At 66.0% G+C, this 7161-nt stretch carries 5 protein-coding genes; 3 read left to right on the top strand and 2 right to left on the bottom strand.

Annotated features, from left to right (window positions below):
• Positions 1-469: 469 nt before the first annotated feature.
• The gene (locus WEG36_01655) at positions 470-1666 is read left to right on the top strand and encodes a serine hydrolase domain-containing protein (protein MEX1256299.1); all 1197 of its coding nucleotides are present in this window, start codon (positions 470-472) and stop codon (positions 1664-1666) included.
• A 65-nt stretch (positions 1667-1731) separates the two neighbouring features.
• Complete coding sequence (locus tag WEG36_01650; GenBank protein ID MEX1256298.1) at positions 1732-2679, top strand: SDR family oxidoreductase; 948 nt, start codon at positions 1732-1734, stop codon at positions 2677-2679.
• On the opposite strand, the gene WEG36_01645 is transcribed toward WEG36_01650, so the two are convergent.
• Both WEG36_01645 and thiO read right to left on the bottom strand, forming a co-directional pair.
• A complete protein-coding gene (locus WEG36_01645; GenBank protein MEX1256297.1) occupies positions 2583-3686 on the bottom strand; it encodes an ABC transporter ATP-binding protein in 1104 nt (367 codons plus the stop codon). The genes WEG36_01650 and WEG36_01645 overlap by 97 nt on opposite strands.
• A gap of 70 nt (positions 3687-3756) precedes the next feature.
• Complete coding sequence (gene thiO, locus WEG36_01640) at positions 3757-4950, bottom strand: glycine oxidase ThiO (GenBank protein MEX1256296.1); 1194 nt, start codon at positions 4948-4950, stop codon at positions 3757-3759.
• Between the two features lie 340 nt (positions 4951-5290).
• Here thiO and WEG36_01635 point away from each other — a divergent pair, with 340 nt between their 5' ends.
• Entirely contained in the window at positions 5291-7057 is a 1767-nt protein-coding gene (locus tag WEG36_01635; GenBank protein MEX1256295.1) for a tetratricopeptide repeat protein, read from the top strand.
• Positions 7058-7161 lie beyond the last annotated feature (104 nt).

Genomic DNA, 7161 nt, shown 5'->3' with positions numbered 1-7161 from the left:
GAGACCGGTGCCAACGAGGCGGGCCAACCGGAATGAGGGGGCGGGGTTGCCGGAGCGGCCGACCGGGGCAAAGGAGGAGGCGCGACTGGAGTGATCGGACCGGCCGGAGCGACCGGAATGATGGGAGCGGAGTTGCCGGAGGGACGGGGCTGAACGACCCGTCGGGCACGCGCCGAGCGACCGGCGTGAGCTGGCCCGGCGGCCGACGCGGATCACGGCTGCTGACTCTACCCCGTGCCGCGCCGCACCGGGACGGGTATCATGTTCGCGAGCTGTCGTTTCTCTTCCTCATCCTCATCCTTTTCATCTTTATTGGGGCGCCTCTAAGTCGGGGCGGATCACGATGCCGCGAACCACATGGCTTCCCTCGACGGGCCTGGTACATCTTCTCCCGATCCTCGCGGTTGCGAGTATGGAGTGGACTTCGCCACTCGCGGCCCAGGACGTCTCTTCACCGGAGTCTGTCGGAATGAGCGCAGGCCGCCTCGCTGAGGTCACCGCTCTCATGCAACAATACGTGGACGCGGGAACGATCGCGGGGGCTGCCGCGGGAGTCGCCCGCCGCGGCCAAATCGTCTACCTGGATGCCGTGGGATACCAGGATCTGGAATCTCGGACTTCCATGACCGACCGGTCGCTCTTCCGCATCTACTCCATGGCGAAGGCGGTGACCTCCGTCGCGGTCATGATGCTCTGGGAAGAGGACAGGTTCGAGCTCGACGACCCGGTCTCCCGCTACCTCCCCGATTTTTCGCGCGTCGCCGTGCAGGACCAGGCGTCGGGCTCGACTCGCCCTCCCGTTCGCGAAATCACAGTTCGCGATCTCATCCTGCACACGTCTGGACTCAACCATCGCACGTCGGCCCTCTATCGCGACCTCGGGGTCCGCAGGCGGGACATGACGATGGCCCAGTTCATCCAGAACATCGTCTCCGCGCCCCTCATGGAAGATCCCGGGACGCGCTACCGCTACAGCGAAGGGACGACGGTCCTCGGCGGCCTCGTGGAAGTCTGGTCGGGAATGCCGCTGGATGAGTTCATGGACCAGCGCATCTTCACACCCCTTCGCATGGTGGATACCGGATTCCAGGTGCGCACGGACCAGCTCGACCGGCTGACGACGGTCTATCGGCGAGGGGACGACGGAACGCTTTCGCCCTTCGAAATCGAAGAGATTCCCTTTACCGAACGTCCCGACCTCCTCGAGGGCGCGGTGGGGCTCGTCTCGACGGTGCCGGATTACCTTCGATTCGCTCAGATGCTCTTGAACCTGGGTGAGCTCGACGGCGCGCGGCTCCTCCGCTCCGAAACCGTGGAAATGATGATCCGAAACGGGCTTTCCGATGAAGTCCTGGCCGCCCGCCCCGGAGACTTGGGGTGGGGGCTCGGGAACGTGAACGTGGTTATGGGGACGGCGGACTCGGGAGGTGGGCCGTCGGGGACCGCGCCATCGGGAGGTGCTCCATCAGGAAGCGCGTCGCCGGGAAGCGCGAGCAGTACGCCTTCCGTCGGCGAATACGGGTGGGATGGGAGCGCGGGCACGATATTCTGGAACGACCCCGCCACGGAAACCGTGATCGTCCTGATGTGGCAAAATTCTCCGGCGAATCCCGAGTCACTCCGTCAGCGCCTCAAGGCGCTCGTCCACGCGGCGATTTTGGATTGAGAGCCGGCGGGAGCGGGGGACTTAGATGATCGTGGATTGAGAGCCGGGGAGGGCCGAGGACTGAGATGAAGGTCCTGATCGCCGGATGCGGCTACGTGGGCACAGAGCTCGGCCTCATCCTCGCGGCGGCCGGGCACGAGGTCTGGGGAGTCCGCCGCGATCCGAGTCGGCTGCCCGCACCGATCCAGCCAGTCGCCGCCGACCTGCTCGATCCCGGTTTGACGCGCCTTCTGCCGCGGGTGGACGCCGCAGTTTACACGGCGGCGGCCGGAGCGTCTTCGCCGGAAGCGTACCGCGCTGCCTACGTGGATGGCCCGCTGAACGTTCTGCGAGCCCTCGAATCCTCGCACGCGGAGGTCCGCCGCATCCTCTTCACCTCCAGCACCGCGGTCTGGGGTGATGCGGCCGGGACATGGGTGGATGAGGAGACCCCCACCTCGCCGGATGGCTTTCGCGGCGAGCTTGTTCTCGAAGGAGAAGACCGGCTGCGGGAGAGCAACGTCCCCTCCGTTTCACTTCGCCTGGGCGGAATCTACGGACCCGAACGCACCCGTCTCCTCGAGCGCGTTCGTGCCGGGGAGGCGCGTTGCCCGGAGGAAGGATCTCCGGCGGATCGGATATGGTCGAATCGCATTCACCGGGACGACGCCGCCGGGGCTCTCGCGCACCTCCTCATCCGGGACGATCCGCATCCAGTTTACGTCGGCGTGGATGACGAGCCCGTCCGCCTCTGCGACGTCTACACATTTGTTGCAGAGTTGTTGGGTGAACCCGTCCCCGCGCGCGGCGACGATGCGGATCGGACCCGCTCGAACAAACGGTGCTCGAACCGGCGGCTGCGAGCGTCAGGGTATCGGCTACGTTATCCGACGTTTCGGGAGGGGTACCGCTCGATGATCGAAGGAGCCCAGCTTGGTCAGCGTGCGGCGAGCTCGAGCGTCGAACAGGAGTTGCGCACGACGGAAGCGAAGTCAGGGACGAGCGCGAAGGAGAGGAACTCGCCGGGCTCGTAAGTCCGCGTCGGGGGGAGATGCACGATCAGGTGCCGGTCGCCCCCGTGCGCAGAAGGAACCGCGATCTCCGCTTCGATTTGCGCACCCGTATAGGTCGTCGAAACGACACGGCCGCGGAGGATCCCCTCCTGTTCTTCGCACTCGGCGAAGCCATCCGGCCGAACCGCTACCATCACTCGGCTTCCGATCGGGAGGCCCAGGCGATCGACGCGGCAGAATGACCCGAAGTCCGTCAGCACGCACCCGTCGTCGTTCTGGATCTCCCCCTGGAGAAGATTGGTGCGTCCCACGAAGGTCGCGACGAAGACGGACTCGGGGTGCTTGTAAATCTCCCGGGGGGATCCGGCCTGTTCGATGCGGCCGTGGTTCATGACGACCACCCGATCGGATATCGCGAGAGCGTCCCGCTGGTCGTGGCTCACGAGAATGCAGGTCATGCCCGTGCGCCGCAGAATGCCGAGGACCTCGTCACGGACTTGGGTGCGCAGGTGGGCATCGAGATTCGAAAAGGGTTCGTCCATGAGGACGACCACCGGCGCGGGGGCGAGGGCGCGTGCGAGCGCCACTCGCTGCTGCTGTCCCCCGGAGAGCTCGTGAGGATACCGGTTGAACAGGGCCTTCAGGTCGAGGATCCGGAGGACTTCGTCGGCCCGAGCTTTCCTGCTTCCCTTCGGGAGGCCGTCCAACCCGAACATGACATTTTCACCGACGGTGAGGTGCGGAAAGAGCGCATAGTCCTGGAACACCATTCCCACGCCCCGCTTTTCGGGCGGCACCCAACATCGATCGCCCGCAACCGTCCGGGCTCCGACGGCAATCGTTCCTGCATCGGGGACTTCGAAGCCCGCGATGAGACGGAGCGTGGTGGTCTTCCCGCATCCGGAGGGCCCGAGAAGGGTGAGGATCTCTCCCTCTCGTACTTCCAGGGAGACGTCCCGAACCGCCTCGACCGGACCCGGCCAGAAGCGCTTGGTTACGCCCCGGAGCTGGATGACGGGAGCGGACATATGGGCCAGTCCAGATGAGAATGAATTTCAACCACCGGCATCAAAAGGCTACCCGAGCCGGGGGGTGACGTCAACTCGCGGGCCGCCTGGTCCTCCCCGGCGCAAACTCTGATAGCAGGGCGGCGAATGCCGACGGCGGCGCGGCGAGCTCCGACGGGAGGCCGGCGAGCTCCGACGGCACCGCGGCCCCTTCTCCTTCGAAAAGCCTTCCGATGAGATGAGCGGTGATGGGGGCGAGGAGGATCCCATTTCGGAAGTGGCCGGTCGCAATGAGGAGTCCCTCGAGCTCCGGATCGGGCCCGATCAGGGGGTTTCCGTCGGAAGTCCCAGGGCGAAGCCCCGACCAGATCTCGGTCAGCGGCGCATCGGCGAGGTGGGGCGCCAGGCGGATCGCCCCTTCCAGGAGCCGCCGAATCCCCGCGGCCGTGTTCTCGATCCGATATCCGGCCTCCTCCATCGTGGCGCCCACGAGGACTCGCCCATCGTCTCTCGGAACGAGGTAGACGTCCTCGCTCTCGATCACCTGCGACGCGGGGGGGGTCGCCGGAAGCAGGGCGAGCATCTGTCCTCGCACGGGGCGGACGGGAAGAGGAGCTGGGAGACCCTCCAGGAGCGGGGACCAAGCGCCTGCCGCGAGGAGGACTCGTCCGGCCGGGATCGTGGATCCATCTGCGAGCCGAACGCCGGTGAATCGGCTGCGCTCGGCCAGGACCGTGATCGCTTCCGTGCCCATGCGGAGCTCGACACCGTGGTGAGTCGCGGCGCGGGCCAGCGCGTCCCCGAGTCGGCGGTTGTCTACGCGGAAGTCGTCGTGGATCAGGAGTGCTGCGCGAACGGACGGAGTGACCTGCGGTCCGGCGCCGCGGATCGCGTCCGGCGGAAGCCATTCCGCCGGGACTCCCCGATTCCTCGCCAGAATCGCGCGCGCCTCGAGCGCTCCGACTTCGTCGTCCGTGAGGGCGACGCGAAGCTTGCCGCATTTCCGAAACTCGACGGAGATTCCCGAGTCCTCCTCGATCCCCTGGACCCAGCGTTCGTACATCCGCAGGCTCCGGAGCCCCAACTCGAAGAGTGCCCCCGCATTCCGAGCCTCTCCGAGGGGGGAGAGCATTCCCGCGGCCGCATGGGTCGCGCCCCTCGCCGCCGCCTGCCCGCGTTCGATCACCGTGACCCGGAGCCCCATGCGAGCGGCTTCGAGAGCGGAAGCGAGCCCGATCACGCCCGCTCCGATGACCAGGAGATCAGGGTGGAGGTCGCGCGTCATCGGCAAGGGGGGGTCAAAGGGGGGGTCATCGGACGGATCCTTTTACGAAGTGTGCTGGTATTGTCATGTGAACGTTAAAGCTTGACGGATCGCCTCGACCTCGCCTAGTGTGCGAGGGCCCGAATGGGCCTCCCGGCCCACTCCGCAGCCCGGCCGGTCGCGAATCACGGGAACGCCCGGCAGGGGTGGTTGACGTGCGAAGGGGCGAACCTTCTCTTAGGCGTCGTTTCGTAGCAAGGCATAGTCGTAGGAGTGCGCATACGCGAAGGCCGAACGAGCCTCCGGGCCCGTGAATAACCGGGCCAGATCCGTCTCACGACATATTCCGGAGAGTGGCAAGATGACCTGTACCCGACGAGCGGGCGTGAGTCTCCTCCTCTTCAGCGGAGCCCTGCTGACGATCCCTACCTTTCCGGCGCACAGCGAGGCCCAGGAGGGGGGACGCTTCCGAGTCATGGTGGCCAATCTGAAGCCGACCGACGGCACCCGGGAGAATTTCGGCGCGGACGTCTCCGATCGCGTCCGAGACATCCTCGACCTCCCCACTCATGTGGCCATGTCCGAGCGGGATACGGACCAGGCGGCGCGGCAGTATGACCTTCGGGCGAGCAATCTTGATTGCACGACCGCGCGTCAGCTCGCCGACCTCCTGAGGGTGCCCCTGGTTTTCTGCGGCGACTACGCGACCGAGGGCGGCAACATCCGTTTCACGGGGTCGTTCTTCACGGTCCCGGGCGGGGAGGAATTCAGCGTGACCCCCGATCCGCTTCCTGAGAGAGAGACGCGCCAGGCGGCCGACCAGATTCTCGCCTTCTTCCAGGAAACGGTGGATCGCCTGAACCAGATCAGCTACTGCTTTCAGGACTACAATTCCGGGAATTGGGAGGGAGCACTTCAGTACTGCACGCGGGCCGTCGAGCTCGCACCCGAGTCGCGGCAGGCCCGCACGGCGCTCGCGCGGACCTATCAGGAGCTCGAGCGGTTCGAGGAAGCGCTCGAGGAGTTCGAAGTCCTTCTGGAGGCCGACCCCTATAGCAGCCCGAACCTGGAAGGGGCCGGTTACGCCGCCCTCCAGCTCGGAGAAAACGACAAGGCGTTCGACTATTACTCTCGCTATCTCGAGCTGAACCCGGACAATGCACAGGTCCGTATGCAGCTTGCCTATCAGCTCGCGCAGGCCGGAAACGACGAAGGCGCGATGGAGTTGGTCCGCGCCGGGGTCGAGCAGAATCCCGATGACGTGGACATTCATGAAGCGTACGGCACGTACGCAATGCGTGCGGCCGGAGCGCGGGCGGCGCTCGAGCCTCGGCCGGTCGGAGCGGGTGGGCCGCCCCAGATTTCGCCCGAAGTCGCCGAGCTGTATCGGAATGCCCTCCGTTCGCTCGAGGCCGTCTTCGAAGCGCGCGGAGTGGAGACCGACATCCGGCACATCCACAACTTGATCCGCGCTCGGATCCAGCTCGGCGAAGTGGAAAACGCGATCGACTTCGGCCGCCGCGCGATGGAACTCTTTGCGCAGGACCCGCAGATCCAGAGCCTCCTGGCGAGCGCGTACGCACGCAACGGCGATTATGCGGAAGCGATCCAGCGGATGCAGCGGGCCCTCGAGCTTCAGCCCGACCTTCCCAACGCGCACGTCCAGATGGCGCAGTGGCAACTCGAGTCCGGCAATCTCGACGGGGCGATTGAGGAGATTCGCCTGGCGAACGCGGCGACGGAGCAGTCACCCGACCAGCTCGGGGGCATCCTTTTCAGCCACGGGTGGACCAAGGAGATCACCGAGGCCGGGGATCTTCAGGACGGCGTCCGACTCATCGTCGCGGCGAAGAACCTCGAAGGGATCACAGATGCGTTCCGGTCGCAGGTGAACTTCTTCCACGGGGTGGCCCTGTACCAGCCGATCGACCGCGCGATGCGCGAAAGCACGAGCGTTGAAATTGCTCAGCGCTATCTTCCGGTGCTGAGGGAGCTTCGAGGGTACCTCGTGCAGGGCCAGGCTTACGCGCAGCAAGCGAATCAGAATGTGGCTCAGTTCATCCAGGGAACCGACGTCTGGATCGAAACGGCCGAAGCGGTGATCGCCCGCGGTTCTCGCGGAGGCTGATCCTAAAGTGAGTGACCCACCTCCCGGATGACTCGGGAGGGGGGAAGGAAATCGGGGGGGGGGGGGGGGGGGGGGGGGGGGGGGGGGGGGGGGGGGGGGGGGGG

It is taken from the genome of Gemmatimonadota bacterium, assembly GCA_040882465.1.
GTDB lineage: Bacteria > Gemmatimonadota > Gemmatimonadetes > Longimicrobiales > Gaopeijiaceae > JBBEBG01.
This window is presented reverse-complemented; position numbering and strand designations above follow the sequence as displayed.

Excerpts from the sequence above, each read along its gene's own strand:
- WEG36_01655 (MEX1256299.1), top strand. The coding sequence starts at position 470 with ATGAGCGCAGGCCGCCTCGCTGAGGTCACCGCTCTCATGCAACAATAC.
- WEG36_01650 (MEX1256298.1), top strand. The coding sequence starts at position 1,732 with ATGAAGGTCCTGATCGCCGGATGCGGCTACGTGGGCACAGAGCTCGGC.
- WEG36_01645 (MEX1256297.1), bottom strand. The coding sequence starts at position 3,686 with ATGTCCGCTCCCGTCATCCAGCTCCGGGGCGTAACCAAGCGCTTCTGG.
- thiO (MEX1256296.1), bottom strand. The coding sequence starts at position 4,950 with ATGACGCGCGACCTCCACCCTGATCTCCTGGTCATCGGAGCGGGCGTG.
- WEG36_01635 (MEX1256295.1), top strand. The coding sequence starts at position 5,291 with ATGACCTGTACCCGACGAGCGGGCGTGAGTCTCCTCCTCTTCAGCGGA.